Here is a 21,140-nt window from a genome sequence, read left to right as displayed (position 1 = left end):
GGCAAAAGAAAAAGGACCCCGAAGGGTCCTCTTTCCGATCGCTCCCCCGGCTGGACTCGAACCAGCAACCCTCCGGTTAACAGCCGAATGCTCTGCCAATTGAGCTACAGGGGATCGCGCTCCCCCGACTGGACTCGAACCAGTAACCTGCCGGTTAACAGCCGGCTGCTCTGCCAATTGAGCTACAGGGGATTGCTGCGTTGCACCGAACGTACCCACCTCGGGTGTCCCGGGCGGCGCTCGTTCGCTGCGACACATACATTAGCGCAAGCAGGGGGGTGCTCCGCCAATCGGTATGCCGCGCGCTCTCGTGGGCACCAGTGAGGCATCAGGGAACTTCCAGGGAAGGGTGGTGCCGCCGTGCGGTACAAGCTGACGTTCGTCGTGGGACTGGCCGTCGGTTACGTCATCGGCACACGGGCCGGGCGCGAGCGCTACGAGCAGATGAAGAAGTCCGCGCGGGAGCTCTCGCAGAACCCCGCCGTGCGCAACGCGGCGGAGTCCGCGGCGCAGACCGGCCGCCAGGTGGCCGGCAAGGCGCTCCACGTGGTGAGCGACAAGGTCGGCGACCGGCTGCCGGACTCGATGACCGAGCGGATCCACGCCCTGCGCCACCACAACGGCCAGGTGACCGAGGACGAGTGGGGCGTCAGCAACACCTGACCCCCGCACGCGGACCGTGGGCAAGCTCACGCGGCGCCGCTCACCGGACCCGGGGCCGCGCACCGTCCGGACGCGCCATGGCCCCGGGGCGCCGGGCCGGTTCCGGACCGTGCGCGAAAACGCGTCTCCTACCCCGCGGGCGCTCCCCCTACTCCTCCGCGTGCGGCAGAATCTCCTGCCATGGGGATAGTCGCGGGTTTGGACAGCTCTTCGGGGTTCACACGCATCGTCGTCTGTGACGCGGACACGGGTGCCGTGCTGCGGCAGGGCTATGCCCAGCATCCCGGCGACCCGAAGGCCACCGACGTCGACCCGCAGGTCTGGCTGCTCTCGCTCGGCGAGGCGGCCACCGGCGGTCTGCTGGAGGGGGTCCAGGCCATCGGTGTCTCCGCTCAGCAGCACGGACTGGTGCCGCTGGACCAGCAGGGCGGTCTCGTGAGGCCCGCGATGATCGGCAACGACAAGCGGGCGCAGGTCGCCGCGGCCGATCTGGTCGAGGGGTTCGGCGGGCGGCGGGCCTGGGCCGAGGCGGTCGGGTCCGTCCCGCAGGCCGGGCAGCCCGTGGCCAAGCTGCGCTGGCTGGCCCGGACCGAGCCCGAGAACGCCCAGCGGGTCGCGATGGTCCTCCAGCCGCACGACTGGCTGGTCTGGCAGCTCCTCGGCCGCCCCCTCCGGCGCACCACGGACCGCGGCGCCGCGTCCGCCACCGGCTACTGGTCGGCCGGCGCGGGCACCTACCGTCCCGATCTGGTCGAGCTCGCGCTCGGCCACATGGCCATGCTGCCCGAGGTCCTCGGCCCCGCCGAGGCCGCCGGGACCACCCCCGAGGGCCTGCTGATCTCCGCCGGCACCGGCGAGACGATGGCCGCAGCGCTCGGCCTCGGGCTCGGCCCCGGGGACGCGGTCGTCTCCCTGGGCGCCTCCGGCTCGGTGATGGCCGTGCACCACGAGGCGCTCACCGACCCGAAGGGCATGATCACCTCGTTCGCCGACGCGACCGGCATGCACCTGCCCGTCGTGCACACCTCCAACGCGGTCCGGGCGCTGCGCGGCACCGCCGAGATGCTCGGCGTGGACAACCTGGAGGAGTTGTCGGCGCTCGCGCTGAAGTCGACCCCCGGCGCCTCCGGTCTCGTCCTGCTCCCCTACCTGGAGGGCGAGCGCACCCCGCAGCTGCCGCACACGGCCGGCACCCTCAGCGGTCTGCGCCGCGAGTCGATGAAGCCCGAGCACCTCGCGCGGGCCGCCTTCGAGGGCATGCTCTGCGCGCTCGCCGACGCCATGGACGTGCTGCGCGGACGCGGCGTCGAGGTGCGGCGGGTGTTCCTGCTGGGCGCGGCGGCCGAGCTGCCCGCCGTGCAGGCGCTCTCGCCGGCCGTCTTCGGCGCGCAGGTCGTCGTCCCGCAGCCGGCGGACTACGCGGCGCTGGGCGCGGCCCGGCAGGCCGCGTGGGCCCTCGGCGTCTCGCACGGCAGGCTCTCCCCCGGCGCGCCGCCGGCCTGGCAGGGCGCCGCGGCCCAGGTCTTCGAGCCGGGCGAGGAACTGGCGGTGGGTCAGGCGGTGCGGCAGCAGTACCGGGCAACGCGGGAGCAGATCCACCCGGGCGCCTTCGACGCGTAGCCGTCGGGCGCCGGGGCGGTCCCGGAGCCCGGCTTCGCAAAGGCTTGACCAGGTCGGCAAAACTCGGTCGTAACGCCTCGGGGCCACGGGCGATAGTAGAACCCGTGCTCATAAGACTCCTCCGAACCCACCTCGGACCGTACAAGAAGCCCATCGCCCTGCTGGTGCTCCTGCAGCTGCTGCAGACCTGCGCCTCGCTCTACCTGCCGACCCTCAACGCCGACATCATCGACAACGGTGTCGTGAACGGGGACACCGGCTACATCCTCCGCTTCGGCGCCCTGATGGTCGCGGTCTCCGTCGTCCAGGTCGTCTGCAACATCGGCGCCGTGTACTACGGGGCCCGGACCGCGTCCGCGCTCGGCCGCGACGTCCGCGCCGCGGTCTTCGAGCGCGTGCAGTCCTTCTCGGCCCGCGAGGTCGGGCACTTCGGCGCCCCGTCGCTGATCACCCGCACCACCAACGACGTCCAGCAGGTCCAGATGCTGGTGCTGATGGCGTTCACGCTGATGGTGTCCGCGCCGATCATGTGCGTCGGCGGCATCATCATGGCGCTGGGGCAGGACGTGCCGCTGTCGGCGGTGCTGCTCGCGGTGGTCCCGGTCCTCGGCGTCGCGGTCTCGCTGATCGTGAAGAGGATGCGTCCGCTGTTCCGCACCATGCAGGAGCGGCTGGACACGGTGAACCGGGTGCTGCGCGAACAGATCTCGGGCAACCGGGTGATCCGGGCGTTCGTGAAGGACGACTACGAGCGCGACCGCTTCAAGGTCTCCAACACGGAGCTGACCGACGTGTCGATGGCGACCGGCCGGCTGATGGCGTTGATGTTCCCGACCGTGATGACGGTCGTGAACGTCTCCAGCATCGCGGTGGTCTGGTTCGGAGCACACCGCATCGACAGCGGCGAGATGGAGATCGGCGCGCTGACCGCCTTCCTCGCCTATCTGATGCAGATCGTGATGGCCGTGATGATGGCCACCTTCATGTTCATGATGGTGCCGCGCGCCGAGGTGTGCGCCGAGCGCATCGAGGAGGTCCTCGGCACCGAGTCCAGCGTGGTGCCGCCGGTCGCGCCGGTGCACGAGCTGCGGCAGCGCGGGCATCTGGAGGTCAGGGGGGCGGACTTCCGTTACCCGGGCGCCGAGGAGTCGGTGCTGCGGAACGTGGCCCTGGAGGCCCGGCCCGGCGAGACCACGGCGATCATCGGCTCGACCGGCTCCGGCAAGTCCACTCTGCTCGGACTGGTGCCGCGGCTCTTCGACGTGACCGGCGGCGAGGTCCTGGTCGACGGCGTGGACGTCCGGACGCTCGACCAGGCGCTGATGGCGCGGACGGTCGGACTCGTCCCGCAGAAGCCGTACCTCTTCTCCGGCACGGTCGCGACGAACCTGCGGTACGGGAAGCCCGACGCGACCGACGAGGAGCTGTGGCACGCCCTGGAGGTGGCCCAGGCGGCGGACTTCGTACGGGAGCTGGAGGCCGGCCTGAACGCGCCGATCGCGCAGGGCGGCACCAACGTGTCCGGCGGGCAGCGCCAGCGGCTCGCCATCGCCCGGACGCTGGTGCAGCGGCCGGAGATCTACCTGTTCGACGACTCGTTCTCGGCGCTCGACTACAAGACCGACGCGATGCTGCGGGCCGCGCTGTCCGAGGAGACGGCGGACGCGACCGTCGTGATCGTCGCCCAGCGGGTGTCGACCATCCGGGACGCCGACCGGATCGTGGTCCTGGACCAGGGCCGGGTCGTGGGGACCGGACGCCATCACGAACTGATGGCGGGCAATGAGACGTACCGGGAGATCGTGCTCTCCCAGCTGACCGAGGCGGAGGCAGCCTGATGGCCGGTCCTGGCGGACGGATGATGGCCGGCGGCGGCCCCGACCAGAGGTCGATGGACTTCAAGGGCTCGGGCAAGCGGCTGCTGCGGCAGCTGGCGCCCGAACGGAGCGCGCTCTGGCCGATGGTGATAGCCGGCGTGCTCAGCGTGGCCGCCTCGGTGGTCGGCCCCAAGATCCTCGGCAAGGCGACCGACCTGGTCTTCGCGGGCGTGGTCGGGCGGCAGATGCCCGAGGGCGCCACGAAGGCGCAGGCGATCGACTCGCTGCGGGCCGAGGGCAACGGCGGGATGGCGGACATGCTGTCCGGGGTCGACTTCACCCCCGGACAGGGCATCGACTTCACCGCGGTGGGTCAGGTGCTGCTGTGGGCGCTCGCCGTCTACGTGGTGGCCGGCCTGCTGATGCTGGTCTCCACCCGGATGTCGATCAAGGTGATCAACCGCACCGTGTTCCGGATGCGGGAGGACGTGCAGGCGAAGCTGGCCCGGCTGCCGCTGTCGTACTTCGACAAGGCCAAGCGGGGCGAGGTGCTCAGCCGCGCCACCAACGACATCGACAACATCTCGCAGACGCTGCAGCAGTCGATGGGCCAGCTGATCAACTCGCTGCTCACCATCGTCGGCGTGCTGGCGATGATGTTCTGGATCTCGCCGCTGCTGGCGCTGGTCGCCCTGGTGACGGTGCCGGTGTCGGTGGTCGTGGCGGCCAAGGTGGGCAAGCGCTCGCAGCCGCACTTCGTGCAGCAGTGGAAGTCCACGGGCAAGCTCAACGCCCACGTGGAGGAGATGTACACCGGTCACGCGCTGGTGAAGGTCTTCGGGCGGCAGGACGAGTCGGCGGCCGACTTCCGCGAGCAGAACGAGGCGCTGTACGAGGCCGGCTTCAAGGCCCAGTTCAACAGCGGCGTCATGCAGCCGGTGATGTTCTTCATCTCGAACATCAACTACGTGCTGGTCGCCGTCGTCGGCGGTCTGCGGGTGGCCTCGGGCACCCTGTCGATCGGTGACGTGCAGGCGTTCATCCAGTACTCCCGGCAGTTCTCGATGCCGCTGACGCAGGTCGCGTCCATGGCGAACCTGGTGCAGTCGGGCGTCGCCTCGGCCGAGCGGATCTTCGAGCTGCTCGACGCCGAGGAGCAGGAGCCGGACTCCCCGGTCGTCGAACGGCCCTCCGAGTCCGCGGCCGCCAAGGGCCGGGTCGAGCTGGACCACGTGTCCTTCCGCTACGAGGCCGACAAGCCGCTCATCGAGGACCTGTCGCTGACGGTGGAGCCGGGGCAGACGGTGGCGATCGTCGGACCCACGGGCGCGGGCAAGACGACGCTGGTGAACCTGCTCATGCGGTTCTACGAGGTCACCGGCGGCCGGATCGCGCTCGACGGCGTGGACGCGACGTCGATGTCCCGCGAGGACCTGCGGGCCGGCATCGGCATGGTCCTCCAGGACACGTGGCTGTTCGGCGGGACGATCGCCGAGAACATCGCCTACGGTGCGAGCGGCCCGGTCACCCGGGAGCGGATCGAGGAGGCGGCGCGGGCCGCGCACGCCGACCGTTTCGTCCGCACGCTGCCGGACGGCTACGACACCGTCATCGACGACGACGGGGCGGGCGTCAGCGCCGGCGAGAAGCAGCTGATCACCATCGCGCGGGCGTTCCTGTCCGACCCGGTGATCCTCGTCCTGGACGAGGCGACCAGCTCCGTCGACACCCGGACCGAGGTCCTGATCCAGAAGGCGATGGCGCGTCTCGCCCACGGGCGGACCAGCTTCGTGATCGCGCACCGGCTCTCCACGATCCGGGACGCCGACGTGATCCTGGTGATGGAGAACGGCTCGATCGTCGAACAGGGCACGCACGACGAGCTGCTGGCGGCGGACGGGGCGTACGCGCGGCTCTACGCCGCCCAGTTCGCCCAGGCGGTCGTCGAGGTCGACTGACCCCGTTCCCGGTGCCGGGCGTCCGTCCGGCACCGGGGACCTCGCACGGACCCGAGGGCCACGCCTCAGTCCAGATAGCCGCGCAGCTGGTCGGCGAAGGCGTGGTCCCGGAGCTTGTTGAGGGTCTTGGACTCGATCTGGCGGATGCGTTCGCGCGTCACGCCGAAGATCCGGCCGATCTCCTCCAGGGTGCGGGGCCGGCCGTCGTCGAGGCCGTAGCGGAGCTGGACGACCTTGCGTTCGCGCTCGCCGAGGGTGGAGAGGACCGCCTCCAGGTGCTCGCGCAGCAGCAGGAAGGCGGCGGACTCCACCGGGGAGGCGGCGTCCCCGTCCTCGATCAGGTCGCCCAGCGCGACGTCGTCCTCCTCGCCCACCGGGGCGTGCAGGGAGACCGGCTCCTGGGCGAGTCGCAGCACCTCGCCGACCCGTTCGGGTGCCAGGTCGAGCTGGGCGGCGACCTCCTCGGGCGTGGGTTCGTAACCGCGTTCCTGGAGCATCCGGCGCTGGACCCGGACGACCCGGTTGATCAGCTCCACGACGTGGACGGGGACGCGGATGGTCCGGGCCTGGTCGGCCAGCGCGCGGGACATCGCCTGGCGGATCCACCAGGTCGCGTAGGTCGAGAACTTGTAGCCGCGCGCGTAGTCGAACTTCTCCACCGCGCGGATGAGGCCGAGGTTCCCCTCCTGGACCAGGTCGAGCATCGTCAGCCCGCGACCCACGTACCGCTTGGCGACGGAGACGACCAGGCGCAGGTTCGCCTCGATGAGGCGGCGCTTGGCCATCCGGCCCATGACCACGAGCCGGTCCAGGTCGAGGGCCAGCCGGGAGTCGAGGTCGGTGGCGGAGGCGAGCCGCTCCTCGGCGAAGAGCCCGGCCTCGACGCGGCGGGCGAGCTCGACCTCCTCGGCCGCGGTGAGCAGCGGGATGCGGCCGATCTCGCGCAGGTACTGGCGGAAGAGGTCGGAGGAGGGTCCGCTCCCGCCGGTGTCCACACGGCGCGGGGCGGGTGCCTCGGCCTCCTCCAGCGGCTCCGTCTCGACCGGCGCGGCCGCCGCGGCCGCGTCCGTGGGGGCTGTGGGGTCCGTGGGGTCCGTCTCGTCGGTGAGGCCGGCCGGATCCGGCCCGGCCTCCGGGTCGTCGGACGCGAGGGGGACGGCGGACCCCACGGGCTCCGGCGCCTCGGGGTGGTGGGCGGCCGGACGCTGTCCGGGCACGGCGTGGGTCGGGGGCAGGGTCCGGGTCTGCACGGGGGCGACCTCCAGGGTGTTCGCTGCCGGTTCGGGGGCGTGCGACAGCGGGACGGGCGCGGCCGGGCCGCCACTGTCCGTCCCGTACACGATGAGCGGAACCGCGGGGGCACGCTCCGAGGGCTCAGGCACCGCCCACCAGTGTGGGGTACGACACATCACCGCCACGAGGGGCGTGCGGTGACTTTTTGAATGCGGACGACTACGAAGGGGGACGTCGTCCCGGACGGCGGCCGGGGCGCGGCGGCGTGCCGCCGCCGGTGCCGTCGTGGAAGGGCGCGGACCGTCCGACGGCCGCCCTCGTGCCCCCGGACGCCGGCCGCGCGCCGTGGGCCGGAGCCCCTTCCGGGGCCGCCTGCGCAGCTCTCAGAGCGCGGCCGCGCCGTTGTTCCGCAGGGACTGTCCGTACTGGGTCAGCACCCACAGCTCGTTCTGCACGGCCGCCTGCTGCTCGGGGTCCCCGTGCGCGCCGAGGCGCGCCAGGGAGCCCTGCACCTCGCGGATGCGGCGGTCGACCGCGCGCAGGCGGACGGTGACGAGCTGGTCGCCCGCGTAGGCCTCGTCGACGGTCTTGGCGAAGATCGCCTCGACGGCGAGTTCGGTGACCAGCGCGCGGACGGTGTCGTTGGGCGCGGCCTCGCGGACGGCGGCCAGGTAGTCCGAGGGCGCGTCCGTGGCCCCGCCCGCGTCCTGGATGCACTGGCGGACGGTCGCGTAGGGCGGTGCGGTGAACTCGTCGACCCCGTAGGCGTCGAAGGCGGGCGAGACCAGCTCGGGGCGCTGGAGCGCCAGTTTGAGGAGCTCGCGCTCGGTGCGGTGGGCCGGGCTGCGCAGGTTGAGCGCGGGGCCGGCCGGGGCCTGGGGGGCCTGCATCGGCGGGGGCGCCGTGCGGTTCTGCGCGGGCGCCGGACCCCGGCCGCCGCGGTCGCGGGCCCAGCGGGCGACCTGGGCGACGCGCCGGACCACGAACGGCGTGTCGAGGATGCCGAGCATGCCCGCGAGCTGCACGGCGACCTCGTGCTGCGAGGCGCCGTTCTTGATGCGGGCGACGATCGGGGCCGCCTCGTCGAGGGCGGCCGCCCGGCCGGCCGGGGTCTCCAGGTCGTAGCGGCGCACGATCTGGCGCAGGGCGAACTCGAAGAGCGGGGTGCGCGGCTCGACGAGGTCGGCCACGGCCTGGTCGCCCTTGGCCAGCCGCAGGTCGCAGGGGTCCATGCCGTCCGGCGCGATGGCGATGTAGGTCTCCGCGGCGAACTTCTGGTCGTCCTCGAAGGCGCGCAGGGCGGCCTTCTGGCCGGCCGCGTCGCCGTCGAAGGTGAAGATCACCCGGGCCGAGCCGTTGTCCATCAGGAGCCGGCGGAGGATCTTGATGTGGTCGCCGCCGAAGGCGGTGCCGCAGGTGGCGATGGCGGTGGTGACGCCGGCCAGGTGGCAGGCCATGACGTCGGTGTAGCCCTCGACGACGACGGCTCGGCTGACCTTGGCGATGTCCTTCTTGGCCAGGTCGATGCCGTAGAGCACCTGGGACTTCTTGTAGATCGGCGTCTCGGGCGTGTTCAGGTACTTGGGGCCGTTGTCGTCCTCGCGCAGCCGGCGGGCGCCGAAGCCGACGACCTCGCCGCCGACGTCCCGGATCGGCCACATCAGGCGTCCCCGGAAGCGGTCGATGGGGCCCCGGCGGCCGTCCTGGGAGAGCCCGGAGAGGATCAGCTCCTTGTCGGAGAAGCCCTTGCCGCGCAGGAAGCGGGTGAGGTGGTCCCAGCCGGCCGGGGAGTAGCCCACGCCGAAGTGTTCGGCGGCGGCCTGGTCGAAGCCGCGTTCGGCGAGGAACTTCCGGCCGATCTCGGCCTCGGCGCCGCCGAGTTGGTCGGCGTAGAACTGGGCGGCGGCCTTGTGGGCCTCGATCAGCCGGATGCGCTCGCCGCGCTGGTGGCCGGGGTTGTAGCCGCCCTCCTCGTATCGCAGCGTGATGCCCGCCTTGGCGGCGAGGCGCTCGACCGTCTCCGAGAAGGAGAGGTGGTCGATCTTCATCACGAAGGCGATCGTGTCGCCGCCCTCCTGGCAGCCGAAGCAGTGGAACAGACCCTTGCTGGGGCTGACCTGGAAGGAGGGCGACTTCTCGTCGTGGAAGGGGCACAGGCCCTTGAGGTTGCCGCCGCCCGCGTTGCGCAGCTGAAGGTACTCGGACACGACGGAGTCGATCGGGACCGCGTCCCGTACCGCCTTCACGTCGTCATCGTTGATCCTGCCTGCCACGCATGAATCCTACGGTGCCGGGCGGCTTCTCAGATCAGGCCGTCGAGGGGGACCGAGGGGTCCGCGAGGGCGTCCGGGTCCACCGGGGCACCGGATCGGATGAGCTGCTGGATCGGCTCTGTGACGTCCCACACATTCACGTTCATCCCGGCGAGCACCCGGCGGTCCTTCAGCCAGAAGGCGATGAACTGACGCTTGCCGGCGTCGCCGCGCAGGACGACCTGGTCGTACGAGCCCGGCGGGGCCCAGCCCGAGTACTCCATGCCCAGGTCGTACTGGTCGGAGAAGAAGTACGGCACCCGGTCGTAGCTGACCGGGCGGCCGAGCATGGCGCGGGCGGCGGCCGGGCCGCCGTTGAGGGCGTTGGCCCAGTGCTCGACGCGCAGGCGGGTGTGCAGCAGCGGGTGGTGCGCGGCGGCGACGTCGCCGGCCGCGAAGATCTCCGGGTCGGAGGTGCGCAGGGACTCGTCGACGGCGATGCCGCCGCCGTGGGCGCGGTCGACCAGGGCGAGGCCGGCCGACTCGGCGAGGGCGGTGCGCGGCGCGGCGCCGATGGCGGCGAGGACGGCGTGCGCGGGGTGCTCCTCGCCGTCGTCGGTGCGGACGGCGAGGACCATGCCGTCCTGGCCGACGATCTCGGTGAGCCGGCCGCCGAAGTGGAAGCGGACGCCGTGCTCGGCGTGCAGGTCGGCGAAGAGCTGGCCGAGCTCCGGGCCGAGGACCTGGTGCAGCGGGGTCGGCGCGGACTCGACCACGGTGACCTCGGCCCCGTACCCGCGGGCCGCGGCGGCGACCTCCAGGCCGATCCAGCCGGCGCCCGCGATCACCAGATGGCCGTTGTCGCGGCCGAGGGCGGCCAGCACGTGGCGCAGCCGGTCGGCGTGGGCCAGGCGTCGCAGGTGGTGGACACCGGCGAGCCCGGTGCCGGGGATGTCGAGGCGGCGGGGCTCGGAGCCGGTGGCCAGCAGGAGCCGGTCGTAACGGATGGTGGTGCCGTCGCCGAGGCGGACCGTGTGCGCCGCGCGGTCGACGGTGGTGACCGCCTGCCCGAGGTGGAGCTCGATGTCGTTCTGGGCGTACCAGGCGGCCTCGTGGACGAAGACGCTGTCGCGCTCGTCCTTGGCGATGAGGTAGCCCTTGGACAACGGCGGTCGTTCGTAGGGATGGTCACGCTCGTCGCCGATGAGGATCACCCGGCCGTTGAAGCCCTCGGCGCGAAGGGTCTCCGCGGCTTTGGCCCCGGCGAGGCCCCCGCCGACGATGACGAAGGTCTGATCTGCGTCGACCACGTGATGCCTCCTCGTTGCGACCGCTTCCACGCTACGCCTCCGGCCGTTCGGCGGGCCGTTCCGCCTCGGGCCTTGCAGCGAGCCTCCCGCACGGAGCGTGATGGCGGAAGGGGGCGTGGCCTCGTCGGCCGGTCAGCCGTGGCGGGGGTGGAGCCGGGCGTGGAGGGCGCGGGCGGAGGCGTCGGTGAGGGAGGAGATCTGGTCGATGATCACCCGCTTGCGCGCGCGGTCGTCGCCGGCCTCGTCGAAAAGCGCGCGGAACTGCGGGTCGAGTTCCTCGGGAGCGCGGGCGGTCAGCGCCTCGGCGAGCTCGGCGAGGACGATGCGCTGGTCGGCGCGGAGCGCCTCCTGCTCGGCGCGCTGCATCACGTACCGGTCGGCCACGGCCTTGAGAACGGCGCATTCGTTGCGGGTCTCCCGCGGGACGACGAGTTCGGCCGCGTAGCGGGTGAGGCGGCCGGTGCCGTACCGCTGCCGTGTGGCGCCCTCGGCGGCGAGGCAGAAGCGGCCGATCAACTGGCTGGTGGCGTCCTTGAGACGGGCCTGGGCGACGGCCGAGCCGTCGTAGCCGTGCGGCCACCAGTCCTGTCCGGTGAGCCGGTCGAGGGCGTCGGCGAGCTCCTGCGGGTCGGTGTCCGGCGGGACGTAGCGGCCGAGGGCGACCGTCCAGATGTCGGCGCGCTCGGGCTCGGCGAAGAGCATGTCGGGGTCGATGTGGCCGGCGTGCAGACCGTCCTCGAAGTCGTGCACGGAGTACGCCACGTCGTCGGACCAGTCCATGACCTGGGCCTCGAAGCACTTGCGGTGGCCGGGCGCGCCCTGGCGGGCCCAGGCGAAGACCGGGAGGTCGTCCTCGTAGACGCCGAACTTGGACGAGTCGGGGTCCTCGGGGTGACCGCCGCGCGGCCAGGGGTACTTGGTGGCGGCGTCGAGCGCGGCGCGGGTGAGGTTGAGGCCGACGCTGACGGGCTCGCCGCCGGCGGGGTCGGCGATGAACCGCTTCGGTTCGATCCGGGTGAGCAGGCGCAGCGACTGGGCGTTGCCCTCGAACCCGCCGCAGTCCTTGGCGAAGTCGTTGAGGGCCTGTTCGCCGTTGTGCCCGAAGGGCGGGTGGCCCATGTCGTGGGAGAGGCACGCCGCTTCGACGAGGTCGGGGTCGCAGCCGAGGGCGGCGCCCAGTTCGCGGCCGACCTGGGCGCACTCCAGGGAGTGGGTGAGCCGGGTGCGGGGGCTGGCGTCCCAGGCGTGGCCGCGGGTTCCGGGGGTGACGACCTGGGTCTTGCCGGCCAGTCGCCGCAGGGCGCTGGAGTGGAGCACCCGCGCGCGATCGCGCTGGAAGGCGGTGCGTCCGGGCCGTTTGTCGGGTTCGGCGGCCCAGCGTTCGGTGGCGGTGTCGTCGTAGCCCGGGGTGTCCGTGTTGCCTTCCATGCACCGAAGGTAACCGGAGGGACCGACACCTGGGGGCAGCGCGTGCGTTTCGCACCGGGACGGGGCGGCCGGACGGGCCGGAGCCCGCCCCTGCCGGACGGCGTGCGGAGGCGGGCGGCCGTCAGGCGGTGGCGAGTGCGCGCGCGGGGACGACCGGCCTGCGCAGGGCCTCGTCGTAGCGGTGCAGGATCAGCCGGGCCAGGGCCGGGTGGTCGCCGAGCGGCGCCGCCGCGATCCAGGGGGCGTGGGCGGCGCTGCGGGTGGCGAACAGACCGGGCGCGGTGAAGCAGGAGGCGACGGCGACCCGGTGCCGGCCGCGGGCGGCGAGGGACCGCACGGCGTCGGGCACGGTGGGCGCGGCGGCGGAGGCGAAGGCGGGGACGACGGGCACGTGGCCGAGCCGCTCGGAGAGCAGCCGCGCGGTGCGGCGGATGACGGCGAGCGACTCCGGGTCGCGGGAGCCGGCCGCGGCCAGGACGACGCCGGCGGACGGCGAGGCTTCGTCCCGGGCGGTCCAGCCCGCCTCGGCGAGCCGGTCGGCGAGCGCCTCGACGAGCAGGGGGTGCGGGCCGAGCGGGAGGGCCGTGCGGATCCGCAGGCCGGGTGCGGCGGCGGCAGCGGCGGGGATGTCCTGCTTGACGTGGTGGCCGGGCCCGAAGAGGAGCGGTACGACGACGGCGTCGGCGGCGGCACGGCCGCGCCCCCCGGCGAGGCCGGCGAGGGTGTCGTCGAGGAGCGGCGCGTTCAGCTCGATGTGCGCCAGGCGGACGTCGAGGCCGGGCCGCAGGTCGCGGACCCGGTCCAGCAGCAGGTCGAGGGTGGCGCGCGCCCGTGGGTCGCGGCTGCCGTGACCGACGGCGACGAGGGTGGGGGCGGTGCTTCTCATGGGCCTGCGCTTTTCCTCGGGGACGTGGTGACCTTCGTGAGTCATTCGGCCGCCGCGCCCGTTCAGATGCACGCGGCCCAGTTGCGCGCCGAGCTGTGCGGTGATCCGTCCCAGCAGCTGGGCGGTGCTGTCGAACGTGCTGTCCGGCTCCGTCATGGACCGATCCTGACCCCGGCACGTTGCCTGCCCGTTGCGCCGGGGTCACGAGTGTTTTCCGCCCGCTCACCGGGGGCCCCGCGGAGGTGTCAGGCGCCGGTGTCCAGCCAGACCCGCAGCGGCGCGAAGGAGGAGAAGCCGGCCGCGTGGGCGGGCGCCAGGTCGTCGCCCGACTCGTAGCCGACGACCGGGCGGTCCGGGTCGGTCAGGCCAAGGCAGCCGGCCCATGCCTCGGCCGGGTCGGTGCCGTCCACGGCGAAGAGGTTGGACACGCCGGTCACCGGGCCGCTGTCGCTGAGCACCGCGCCACCGGCGACCGCGCCGTCGGGGCGGTGTCCGGCGACGATCGTGGTCGCCGGGTCGGCGAGCAGTTCCGGGCGGAACAGCGCGGCCTCCTCCGCGTCGCCGCCGCTCCATGACCGCGCCCACTCGGCGAGGTCCGCCGGGGTGCGGACAGGGCTCCACCGCAGGCCGGCGGCGCCGTCGGCGGCGGGTGCGGGACGCCCCGCCGGGCGGTGGATCCACTCCGCCTCGAACAGCAGCAGGAAGCCCTCGGCCGCCAGGTCGAGGGCGGCGAAGCTGTCCTTGACCGATGCTCCGGGGGCGCCGCGGTCGATGCCGTCCAGGACGTCGCGGACGCCCGCGTCGGCGGTCAGCGTGACGGCGTCCGGGTAGTAGGTGGGCGTGCGGCGGGCGTTGGTCCACACACGCGGGGCGAAGGTGCCGGGGCGGCCGTGGGCTCGGCACATCGCCTCGCACCACTCGGCGTTGTTGCGGACGGCGTCGTTGATCATCTGTGGATCGTACGACCGCACCCCGCGCTTCTCGTCCTTCTTTTTCCTTCCCGAGCTTCCGCACTGCGGAATATATTTTCCATCATGAGAATGACTCCTCCGGCGCTGCACCGGCGTGCCGCCGCCGAACTCGTCGGCACCGCCGCCCTGGTCGCCGTCATCGTCGGTTCCGGCATCCGGGCCGAGGCGCTCAGCCAGGACATCGGGGTCCGGCTGCTGGCCAACTCCCTCGCCTCCGCGCTGGGACTCGGACTGCTCATCGTCCTTCTCGGCCCGCTCTCGGGCGCCCACTTCAACCCGGTGGTCACCCTCTCCGAGTGGTGGTCGCGGCGCCGCGAGGCCGGCGCGCCGGACGTCCGCGAGGTCGCCGTCTACCTCGCCGCACAGCTCACCGGCGCCGTGGCCGGCGCCCTCCTCGCCGAGGCCATGTTCGGGCGGACGCCCGGCACCTGGTCCACCCGGGCCCACGCGGACGTCTCCCTCCTGCTCGGCGAGACCGTCGCCACCGCCGGACTCGTCCTGATCGTCCAGGGCCTGCGGCACATCGAGCGGCCCTCGCTCGCCCCGGTCGCGGTGGCCGCGTACATCGCGGCGGCCATCTGGTTCACCTCCTCGGGCTCCTTCGCCAACCCGGCCGCCACGGTGGGCCGTTCCTTCTCCGACTCCTTCACCGGGATCGCCCCCGGTTCACTGCCCGGCTTCATCGGCGCGCAGTTCCTCGGAGCCCTGCTGGGCATCGCCCTGGCCACCGTGCTGTACGGCTCGGGGCGCGCGGGGGCGGCCGGTCCGGCAGCGCCGCGCCCCGCGGACCCGGACCACCCGGCCACGCCGCACCCGGCTCCCAGTGAACCGAGGGGCCGGATTCTGCGTCGGTTGAGGTGACGGGGCAGGCAAGATCCACGGAGGTACGTCCATGCGACGCGTACGCGTTCCCGCCCGGCTGAAGGGGGCCGTGCGGCTACTGCGCGGCCGCCGGGCCCGCCGCCGTACGGTCCAGGCCGTCATGCTCGGCACCGTGCTCGCGCTCGCCCCGGCCACCTGGATGCACGCCACCGCCGACGGGCGGCTGCGCACCACCGCCGACGTGCCCGCCCAGGACGTCGCCGTCGTCTTCGGCGCCGGCCTGTGGAAGGGCCGCCCGACGCCCTACCTCGCGCACCGGCTCGACACCGCCGCGGAGCTGTACCGCACGGGCAAGGTCAAGGTCGTCCTCGTCACCGGCGACAACAGCCGGACCGCGTACGACGAACCCGACGCGATGCGCACGTACCTCACCGGTCACGGCGTGCCGGACGCGCGGATCGTCAGCGACTACGCGGGCTTCGACACCTGGGACTCCTGCGTGCGCGCCAAGAAGATCTTCGGCGTGGACCGGGCCGTCCTGGTCACGCAGGACTTCCACATCCGGCGAGCGGTGGCGCTGTGCGCGGCAGCGGGCGTCGACTCCTACGGCGTCAAGGTGGTCGAGCCCCACGACGCCACGTTCTACTACGGCGGCACCCGGGAGCTGTTCGCCGCCGGGAAGGCGGCCCTGGACGCGGCGCTGCGCCCGGACCCGCACTTCCTCGGAGACCGCGAGAAGGGCGTGACGGAGGCGCTGGCCTCGGCCCGGTAGGCGACCGCGGGGCGGCCCCCGGGCCTCACCCGCGGCGAGGCCGGCGGCGGAGTCCGACGTACCGGTCCCGTAATCGGGCGCGCCCCCTCCCGTAACACGCGCGTCGCACGCTCTCGTACATGTCCGAGGCTGTCACCACCCCCACGCACTGCCCCTACTGCGCCCTCCAGTGCGGCATGTCGCTGCGCCGCTCGCCGGAGGGGACGGGCTCCGTGGAGGTGGTCGACCGCACGGACTTCCCGGTCAACCGGGGCGCGCTGTGCGGCAAGGGCCGCACCGCCCCGGCCGTGCTCTCCTCCCGGGTCAGGCTGACCGAGCCCCTGGTCCGCTGCCCTGACACAGGTGCGCTGAAGTCCGCCACCTGGGAGGAGGCGCTCGCCGCCGTCGCCGACGGCCTGCGCCGGACCCGCGCCGACCACGGTCCGGACGCCGTGGGGGTCTTCGGCGGCGGCGGTCTCACCAACGAGAAGGCGTACGCGCTCGGCAAGTTCGCCCGGCTCGTCCTCGCCACCTCCCAGATCGACTACAACGGCCGCTTCTGCATGTCCTCGGCGGCCGCCGCCCACCAGCGGGCCTTCGGTCTCGACCGGGGACTCCCCTTCCCCCTGGAGGACATCCCGCGCACCGGCTGTGTGATCCTCGTCGGCTCCAACCTCGCCGAGACCATGCCGCCCGCCCTGCGCTACCTCACCGAGCTGAAGGAGAACGGCGGCCGGCTCATCGTCGTCGACCCGCGCCGCACCAGGACCGCCGAGCAGGCCGACCTCCACCTCGCGCCGCGCCCCGGCACCGACCTCGCGCTCGCCCTGGGCCTGCTCCACCTCGTCGTCGCCGAGGGGCGCGTGGACGAGGAGTTCGTCCGCACCCGCACCCAGGGCTGGGAGGGCGCGCGGGCCGGGGCGATGGCCCACTGGCCCGAACTGGTCGAGCGGATCACCGGCGTCCCCGTGCCGCTGCTGCGCGAGGCCATGCGCATGTTCTGCGACGCCGAGAACGCGATGGTGCTCACCGCACGCGGCCCGGAGCAGCAGTCCAAGGGCACGGACACGGTCGGCGCCTGGATCAACCTCTGCCTGGCGACCGGGCGGGCCGGGCGCCCGCTCTCCGGCTACGGCTGCCTCACCGGGCAGGGCAACGGCCAGGGCGGCCGCGAGCACGGCCAGAAGGCCGACCAGCTCCCCGGCTACCGCAAGCTCGACGACCCCGCCGCCCGCGCGCACGTGGCACGGGTCTGGGACGTGCCGGCGGAGTCCCTGCCGGGGCCGGGCCGCAGCGCGTACGAACTCCTCGACGCCCTGGGCGGCGACGTGCGGACCCTGCTCCTGATGGGCTCCAACCCCGTCGTCTCCGCCCCGCACGCCGGGCACATCGAGCAGCGGCTGCGGTCGCTCGACTTCCTCGCCGTCGCGGACGTGGTCCTGTCGGAGACGGCCGAACTGGCCGACGTGGTGCTGCCCGTGACCCAGTGGGCGGAGGAGACCGGCACCACGACCAACCTGGAGGGCCGGGTCCTGCTCCGCCGGCGCGCGCTCACCCCGCCGCCGGGTGTCCGCACGGATCTGGAGGTGCTGCACGCGCTCGCCGCGCTGCTCGGCTGGGAGAAGGGCTTCCCCACGGACCCGGAGGAGGTCTTCGACGAGCTCCGCCGCGCCTCGGCCGGCGGGCCCGCGGACTACTCCGGCATCAGCTACCGCCGCATCCACGAGGAGGACGGCGTCTTCTGGCCCTGTCCCGAGGTCCCGCGGACGTCCCCCTCCGACGGTGCGCCGGATGCCGTCGGGGCGTCCGACGCCCCGACGGATGCCCCGACGGACGGGCGCCCGCACCCCGGCACGCCCCGTCTCTTCCTCGACGGGTTCGCCACCCCCGACGGCCGGGCGCGGTTCGTGTCCGTCGTCCACCGGGCGTCGGGCGAGGAGACCGACGAGGAGTACCCGGTCGTGCTGACGACGGGCCGGGTCGTCGCGCAGTACCAGTCCGGCGCGCAGACCCGGCGGGTCGAGGAGCTGAACAGCGCCGCGCCCGGCCCCTTCGTGGAGCTGCACCCCCGGCTGGCCGAGCGCATCGGGGTCGGCGACGGCGAGCGGGTCGCGGTGGTCTCGCGGCGCGGGCGGGCGGTGGCACCGGCCAGGATCACCACGGCCATCCGGCCGGACACCGTCTTCATGCCCTTCCACTGGCCGGGCGAGGGCCGGGCGAACACCCTCACCAACCCCGCCCTCGACCCCGTCTCGCGGATGCCGGAGTTCAAGACCTGCGCGGTCCGCCTGGAGCCGGCGTGACCCAGTCGCCGCCCGCGACCGGGGGACCCAGCGGGACCCCCGGCGCGGCGAGGTAGACCCATGCGGGGACGGCCGCCCCGTCCCGGAGCCGGACCACCTCCCGTTCCACGCGCTCGTACAGGTTGAGCGGATGGCCCGGCCCGCGGTACTCCTCCAGCCGGTCCAGCACGTCCAGGAGCCCGGCGTACGCGCCGGGCGCGGCGGTCACCAGCTCGCCGGTGATCCGGCCGTCCCCCGGCACGGCGTACGGATAGCCGGGGCCGTCGTGCAGCACCGCGCCGGCGAGCCGTGCGGGCTCCTCGGCGGCCGTGCGGCCGAGCAGGAACCGGTCGTGGTTGCGCCGGCCGGGACGGAGGGTGCCGTAGACGAAGAAGGGCAGCTTCCGCCCGGCCGTCACGGGGTGGTGGCCGTCTCGGACCGGATCCACTGCACGTAGGCGGCGGAGGCGCGGACGACCGGGGTGGCGAGGATCTCCGGGGTCTCGTAGTCGTGCGCGGCGAGCAGGTGGGCCTCCAGCGCCTCGTAGCGGGCCTCGGTGGTCTTGAGCACCACCTGCCACTCCTCCGTCGTCTCGATCGCCCCCTGCCAGTGGTAGACGGAGGTGACCGGCCCGGAGATCTGGGCGCAGGCGGCGAGACGGGCCTCGACCGCCCCGCGCGCGAGTTCCTGGGCCTTGGCGGGGCTGTCGGTGGTGGTCAGTACGGTCAGTGCCGTGGGTGCGTGGGTCACCCCGCCACGGTACTCAGGACCGCGTCCGGGCCACCGCGGGAACCGGTCGCGTACGGCCGCCCCGTCGACTGCCGACGGGCCGGACCGTACGGCCGGATCAGCCGCTCAACCGGCGTACGGGCTGACCGACTTGGCGTCCCGCAGCGCACGCCCCCACCACGCGACCTGGTCGAGCAGCACCTTGGCCGCGGCATCGGGGCCGCTGGGGTCCTTGGGGCTGCCGTCCGGCTCGAACAGCCCGTGGGCATGGTGGAACGAGACGGTGTCGCGAACGGTGACGGCGTGCATCTCGGCGTAGACCTGGCGCAGTTGCTCGACGGCGCGCAGGCCGCCGGACATGCCGCCGTAGGACACGAAGCCGACGGGCTTGGCCTGCCACTCGGTGAAGTGCCAGTCGATGAGGGACTTCAGGGCGGCGGGGAAGGAGTGGTTGTACTCGGGGGTGACGACGACGAAGGCGTCGGCGGCGGCCAGGACCGGGGAGACCCTGGCGAGTTCGGCGCGGACGTCGGGGCCGGGGTGGTGGGAGAGCGAGGTCGGCAGTGCGGTCTCGGCGAGGTCGACGACATCGACGGTGAAGTCGTCCCGCTCGGCCGCCCGGGAGAGGAACCAGTCGGCGACGACCGGGCCGAAGCGGCCTTCGCGGTCGCTGCCGACGATGACGGCGAGCCTGAGCGGGGCGGAGTTCGCGGAGTTCGCGGAGTTCGTGAGGTCCATGCGGACGACCTTCCTACCTCAAGTCCGCTTGAGGTCAAGGGGCCGGATCCGGAACCGGGAATTCTCTAGCGATCGCCCCGGCAGGAGACCCCGGGACACCCCCTACGGTGGTGTCATGACCGAGGCTCCCCCCGCACCCCTGCACATCGAGATCGACGGCCGCCCGGTCGCCGACCCGGAGACCCTCGCGGCCCTCACCAGCGGCTACGGGCACTTCACCGCGATGCAGGTACGCGGCGGACGGGTCCAGGGCCTCGGGCTGCACCTCGACCGCCTCGACCGTGCCACCCACGAGCTCTTCGGGCGGGGTCTCGACGGCACCCGCGTGCGCGCCCTGCTGGTGGCGGCCCTGGAGGCGGCCGGGCGCCGGGACGCGGCGGCGCGGGTGTACGTCCACGAGGGGATCCGCACGGTGGTGACGGTCCGCGAGCCGTTCACGGCCGATCCGGCCCCGCAGAGCCTCAAGTCGGTCGGCTACCAGCGGCCGGCGGCCCACATCAAGCACCTCGGCGGCTTCGGCCAGCGCTTCCACGGGGACGCCGCGCGGCGCGCCGGCTTCGACGACGCCCTGCTGACCGCCCCGGACGGCGAGATCGCGGAGGGAGCGATCACCAACATCGCCTTCTGGGACGGAACTTCGGTGATCTGGCCGTCGGCGCCGTGCCTGACCGGCATCACGATGTCCCTGCTGGAGGCCCGGCTGCCCTCGGTGCGGCGCCGCGTGACGCTGGCGGACCTGCCGGACCTCCGGGCGGCGTTCGTGACGAACGCCCGGGGCGTCGCGCCCGTGCGCCGGATCGACGACGTGACGTTCGAAGTGGACGAGACGCTGATGGCACGGGTGGACGCCGCCCTGGCCGCAACCCCCTGGGACGCACTGGAGCCGGGCGCGGAAGGCTGACCGGCCGCGCCCCGCGGACCGGGCGGAAACCGCGGACGGGGAGCGTCCGGCAGGCCCGACACGCCGGTCACCCGTTCGGCACGAATCGCCGGCCGGGATCACACAGAACGCCCCGACCTGCGCAAACACCGGAATGGCAAGGCGACACACCGCACCGTTCGGAGTAATTCTGATTCTCCATCAGCAGGCGCCGGGCGCGCCGCGGCACTTACCTCGGTCTCAGGAAGACCGACAGCGCGCCCCGGAGGACCTCATGCGCACCACTGCCCGCCTGCTCACCGGTACCGCGTTGGCGGTCGCCGCGATCGGCGCCTTCGCCGCGCCGGCCGCGTACGCCGAGAACTCCGATCACCACGGGACCCTGGAGGTCTTCCCGTCCCCCGCCTCGCCCGGCACCACCGTCACGGTGAACACCCTCGCCTGCGGCAAGCACGGGCACGGTGTGGGGGACGCGCAGTCCCTCGGCGCGGGCGACTTCCAGCTGAATCCGAGCACGCACAAGGAGGTCGTGGTCGGTCAGTTCACGGTCCCGGAGCACGCCAAGCCCGGTTCGTACGGCATCAGCGTGGCCTGCGACAACGGCAAGACCGCCCGTGGCGAGCTCGTCGTCAAGCACAAGAGCCCGAGCGGGCACGTCCAGACCGGTGTCGGGGGCAGCGTGGGCCCCGACACCGCCCAGATCACGGCAGGCGTGGCGGTGCTGGCCGCGGCTGCCGTCGGCGGTACCTGGCTCCTGCGTCGCCGGGCGAGCGGCGCGCAGGGCCGCTGAGTCGTACCGC

18 protein-coding genes and 2 tRNA genes are annotated in these 21,140 nt (G+C 73.2%); 9 read left to right on the top strand and 11 right to left on the bottom strand.

All coding sequences use genetic code 11. The features are described from left to right. Positions 1–41: 41 nt before the first annotated feature. Both ACE1OA_RS23565 and ACE1OA_RS23560 read right to left on the bottom strand, forming a co-directional pair. A tRNA-Asn gene (locus tag ACE1OA_RS23565) sits at positions 42–114 on the bottom strand. A gap of 5 nt (positions 115–119) precedes the next feature. After that, positions 120–192, bottom strand: a tRNA-Asn gene (locus ACE1OA_RS23560). Positions 193–360: 168 nt separating this feature from the next. Between ACE1OA_RS23560 and ACE1OA_RS23555 the strand changes: the two genes are divergently transcribed. The 4 genes from ACE1OA_RS23555 (at position 361) to ACE1OA_RS23540 (ending at position 6,058) form a co-directional block, all read left to right on the top strand. After that, positions 361–663 (top strand): YtxH domain-containing protein, encoded by a 303-nt coding sequence (locus ACE1OA_RS23555; protein WP_356598534.1) that lies wholly within the window; start codon positions 361–363, stop codon positions 661–663. Positions 664–843: 180 nt separating this feature from the next. Continuing rightward, positions 844–2,283 carry an FGGY family carbohydrate kinase gene (locus ACE1OA_RS23550; RefSeq protein ID WP_356773926.1) on the top strand — a complete coding sequence of 480 codons (1,440 nt, stop codon included), beginning with the start codon at positions 844–846 and terminating at the stop codon, positions 2,281–2,283. Between the two features lie 104 nt (positions 2,284–2,387). Then, positions 2,388–4,121 (top strand): ABC transporter ATP-binding protein, encoded by a 1,734-nt coding sequence (locus ACE1OA_RS23545; RefSeq protein WP_356598538.1) that lies wholly within the window; start codon positions 2,388–2,390, stop codon positions 4,119–4,121. Beyond that, the gene (locus ACE1OA_RS23540; RefSeq protein ID WP_356598540.1) at positions 4,121–6,058 is read left to right on the top strand and encodes an ABC transporter ATP-binding protein; all 1,938 of its coding nucleotides are present in this window, start codon (positions 4,121–4,123) and stop codon (positions 6,056–6,058) included. The genes ACE1OA_RS23545 and ACE1OA_RS23540 overlap by 1 nt, the downstream gene beginning before the upstream one ends. Positions 6,059–6,123: 65 nt before the next feature. Here the strand turns inward: ACE1OA_RS23540 and ACE1OA_RS23535 are convergent, their stop codons facing one another. The 6 genes from ACE1OA_RS23535 to ACE1OA_RS23510 form a co-directional block, all read right to left on the bottom strand. Next, positions 6,124–7,440: a sigma-70 family RNA polymerase sigma factor gene (locus tag ACE1OA_RS23535; RefSeq protein WP_432753324.1), complete on the bottom strand. Its 1,317-nt coding sequence runs from the start codon at positions 7,438–7,440 to the stop codon at positions 6,124–6,126. A 234-nt stretch (positions 7,441–7,674) separates the two neighbouring features. Beyond that, positions 7,675–9,564: a DNA primase gene (gene dnaG, locus ACE1OA_RS23530; RefSeq protein ID WP_432753323.1), complete on the bottom strand. Its 1,890-nt coding sequence runs from the start codon at positions 9,562–9,564 to the stop codon at positions 7,675–7,677. Between the two features lie 29 nt (positions 9,565–9,593). Further along, on the bottom strand, positions 9,594–10,853 hold the full coding sequence (locus ACE1OA_RS23525) for an NAD(P)/FAD-dependent oxidoreductase (protein ID WP_356598546.1): 1,260 nt from the start codon (positions 10,851–10,853) through the stop codon (positions 9,594–9,596). Positions 10,854–10,985: 132 nt separating this feature from the next. Next, a complete protein-coding gene (locus tag ACE1OA_RS23520; protein ID WP_147977899.1) occupies positions 10,986–12,281 on the bottom strand; it encodes a deoxyguanosinetriphosphate triphosphohydrolase in 1,296 nt (431 codons plus the stop codon). A gap of 121 nt (positions 12,282–12,402) precedes the next feature. Beyond that, positions 12,403–13,323: a sirohydrochlorin chelatase gene (locus tag ACE1OA_RS23515; protein WP_432753322.1), complete on the bottom strand. Its 921-nt coding sequence runs from the start codon at positions 13,321–13,323 to the stop codon at positions 12,403–12,405. 89 nt (positions 13,324–13,412) lie between these two features. After that, the gene (locus ACE1OA_RS23510) at positions 13,413–14,117 is read right to left on the bottom strand and encodes a hypothetical protein (protein WP_384867380.1); all 705 of its coding nucleotides are present in this window, start codon (positions 14,115–14,117) and stop codon (positions 13,413–13,415) included. An 84-nt stretch (positions 14,118–14,201) separates the two neighbouring features. Between ACE1OA_RS23510 and ACE1OA_RS23505 the strand changes: the two genes are divergently transcribed. The 3 genes from ACE1OA_RS23505 (at position 14,202) to ACE1OA_RS23495 (ending at position 18,014) form a co-directional block, all read left to right on the top strand. Then, positions 14,202–14,999, top strand: a complete 798-nt coding sequence (locus ACE1OA_RS23505) for an aquaporin (protein ID WP_432753321.1) — start codon at positions 14,202–14,204, stop codon at positions 14,997–14,999. A 31-nt stretch (positions 15,000–15,030) separates the two neighbouring features. Then, complete coding sequence (locus ACE1OA_RS23500) at positions 15,031–15,732, top strand: SanA/YdcF family protein (RefSeq protein WP_432753320.1); 702 nt, start codon at positions 15,031–15,033, stop codon at positions 15,730–15,732. Between the two features lie 119 nt (positions 15,733–15,851). Beyond that, complete coding sequence (locus ACE1OA_RS23495) at positions 15,852–18,014, top strand: molybdopterin oxidoreductase family protein (RefSeq protein WP_432753319.1); 2,163 nt, start codon at positions 15,852–15,854, stop codon at positions 18,012–18,014. Here the strand turns inward: ACE1OA_RS23495 and ACE1OA_RS23490 are convergent. The 3 genes from ACE1OA_RS23490 to ACE1OA_RS23480 form a co-directional block, all read right to left on the bottom strand. Beyond that, entirely contained in the window at positions 17,980–18,441 is a 462-nt protein-coding gene (locus ACE1OA_RS23490; RefSeq protein WP_432753318.1) for a gamma-glutamylcyclotransferase family protein, read from the bottom strand. The two genes, ACE1OA_RS23495 and ACE1OA_RS23490, sit on opposite strands and share 35 nt — an antisense overlap. Then, complete coding sequence (cutA, locus tag ACE1OA_RS23485) at positions 18,408–18,743, bottom strand: divalent-cation tolerance protein CutA (RefSeq protein WP_356598561.1); 336 nt, start codon at positions 18,741–18,743, stop codon at positions 18,408–18,410. The genes ACE1OA_RS23490 and cutA overlap by 34 nt, the downstream gene beginning before the upstream one ends. Before the next feature lie 105 nt (positions 18,744–18,848). After that, positions 18,849–19,460 carry an NADPH-dependent FMN reductase gene (locus ACE1OA_RS23480; RefSeq protein ID WP_432753317.1) on the bottom strand — a complete coding sequence of 204 codons (612 nt, stop codon included), beginning with the start codon at positions 19,458–19,460 and terminating at the stop codon, positions 18,849–18,851. 115 nt (positions 19,461–19,575) lie between these two features. Between ACE1OA_RS23480 and ACE1OA_RS23475 the strand changes: the two genes are divergently transcribed. Next, the gene (locus tag ACE1OA_RS23475; protein ID WP_432753316.1) at positions 19,576–20,361 is read left to right on the top strand and encodes an aminotransferase class IV; all 786 of its coding nucleotides are present in this window, start codon (positions 19,576–19,578) and stop codon (positions 20,359–20,361) included. A 253-nt stretch (positions 20,362–20,614) separates the two neighbouring features. Beyond that, on the top strand, positions 20,615–21,130 hold the full coding sequence (locus tag ACE1OA_RS23470; protein ID WP_356598567.1) for a hypothetical protein: 516 nt from the start codon (positions 20,615–20,617) through the stop codon (positions 21,128–21,130). The last annotated feature ends 10 nt before the right edge of the window (positions 21,131–21,140 follow it).

It is taken from the genome of Streptomyces sp. JL2001 (assembly GCF_050917515.1).
In the GTDB taxonomy this organism is placed as follows: Bacteria; Actinomycetota; Actinomycetes; order Streptomycetales; family Streptomycetaceae; genus Streptomyces.
The sequence above is the reverse complement of the archived record's forward strand: the minus strand, read 5'-3'. Positions and strand labels throughout refer to the sequence as shown.

Excerpts from the sequence above, each read along its gene's own strand:
- ACE1OA_RS23510 (WP_384867380.1), bottom strand. The coding sequence starts at position 14,117 with ATGATCAACGACGCCGTCCGCAACAACGCCGAGTGGTGCGAGGCGATG.
- ACE1OA_RS23470 (WP_356598567.1), top strand. The coding sequence starts at position 20,615 with ATGCGCACCACTGCCCGCCTGCTCACCGGTACCGCGTTGGCGGTCGCC.
- ACE1OA_RS23480 (WP_432753317.1), bottom strand. The coding sequence starts at position 19,460 with ATGGACCTCACGAACTCCGCGAACTCCGCGAACTCCGCCCCGCTCAGG.
- ACE1OA_RS23550 (WP_356773926.1), top strand. The coding sequence starts at position 844 with ATGGGGATAGTCGCGGGTTTGGACAGCTCTTCGGGGTTCACACGCATC.
- ACE1OA_RS23520 (WP_147977899.1), bottom strand. The coding sequence starts at position 12,281 with ATGGAAGGCAACACGGACACCCCGGGCTACGACGACACCGCCACCGAA.
- ACE1OA_RS23495 (WP_432753319.1), top strand. The coding sequence starts at position 15,852 with ATGTCCGAGGCTGTCACCACCCCCACGCACTGCCCCTACTGCGCCCTC.
- ACE1OA_RS23515 (WP_432753322.1), bottom strand. The coding sequence starts at position 13,323 with ATGACGGAGCCGGACAGCACGTTCGACAGCACCGCCCAGCTGCTGGGA.
- ACE1OA_RS23540 (WP_356598540.1), top strand. The coding sequence starts at position 4,121 with ATGGCCGGTCCTGGCGGACGGATGATGGCCGGCGGCGGCCCCGACCAG.
- ACE1OA_RS23500 (WP_432753320.1), top strand. The coding sequence starts at position 15,031 with ATGCGACGCGTACGCGTTCCCGCCCGGCTGAAGGGGGCCGTGCGGCTA.
- ACE1OA_RS23475 (WP_432753316.1), top strand. The coding sequence starts at position 19,576 with ATGACCGAGGCTCCCCCCGCACCCCTGCACATCGAGATCGACGGCCGC.
- ACE1OA_RS23505 (WP_432753321.1), top strand. The coding sequence starts at position 14,202 with ATGAGAATGACTCCTCCGGCGCTGCACCGGCGTGCCGCCGCCGAACTC.